Source organism: Lacinutrix chionoecetis (assembly GCF_053604665.1).
Window position 1 is genome coordinate 1 of sequence record NZ_JBSHNQ010000037.1, and the last position, 1,072, is coordinate 1,072.

General features: G+C 42.7%; 1 protein-coding gene. It reads left to right on the forward strand.

The features are described 5' to 3' along the window. Nucleotides 1-1,072 (forward strand): choice-of-anchor J domain-containing protein (locus tag ACVC43_RS00190; RefSeq protein WP_452222554.1); only part of this gene is annotated, 1,072 nt, incomplete at both ends.

Sequence of the window (1,072 nt, forward strand, 5' to 3'; positions counted from 1 at the left end):
TTTTGGAGACACTCCAGGTGTTGCTCCAACAGGATGGACAGGTACAGGTTTTGGAGGTGCTAATGGTAACTGGCGTATTACAAACCCAGCAGCCAATTCTACAGGCACAGGACCAGCCAATTCTTACGATGGTAATCCAGGCGTACACTTAGAATATGAAGCTTCTGGAAATTCATCAGCCATTGCCTCGGCAATTTCACCAGCTATCGATTTATCTACAGCAACAGATGGTGCAGAATTAGCCTTTTTTATGCATGCCTTTGGAGATGATATAGGTACATTAAATGTTAATGTAGGAACAAGTGCTACAGGACCATTTACAACAGAATACACATGGATAGGCGATTTACAATCCACAGATGCAGAAGCATGGGTGCCAATAGGTGTAAATTTAGACACTTACTTAGGACAAGTAATCTATATAGAATTTAGTTATGGCGGAACAGGAAATGGTTTCGAAGGCGATATGTCTTTAGACCAGATTACAGTAGAAACCTGTGGTACTTTCTGTGTGGCACCAACCAATATAATGGTTGCTAACATTACAGATACCACAGCAGATTTCTCATGGACAGCCAACAATGGTGAAACACAATGGGAGTATGTTATCCAGCCTGCAGGAACAGGAACTCCAACAGGTGCTGGAACCGTAACAACAACTAATCCATTATTAGCAACAGGCCTTACAGCAAGTACAGCTTATGAATTTTACATCTTAGCCGATTGTGGTAACGGTCAAAGTGTTTATGGAGGTCCAGTAAACTTTACAACATTAAACACACCACCACCACCACCAGTAGGTGTTACTTGTGCTAGTGGGACATCGTCAACCATATTTACAGAAACCTTTGGAGACGATCCAACTGTTGATCCAGCAGGATGGACAGGTACAGGTTTTGGAGGTAACAACGGTGAATGGGATATTTCAAATCCAGCAGCCAATTCTACAGGTACAGGACCAGCCAACTCTTATGATGGCAATCCAGGCGTACACTTAGAGTATGAAGCTTCTGGAAATTCGTCAGCCATTGCCTCTGCAATATCACCAGCGATTGATTTATCTACAGCAACA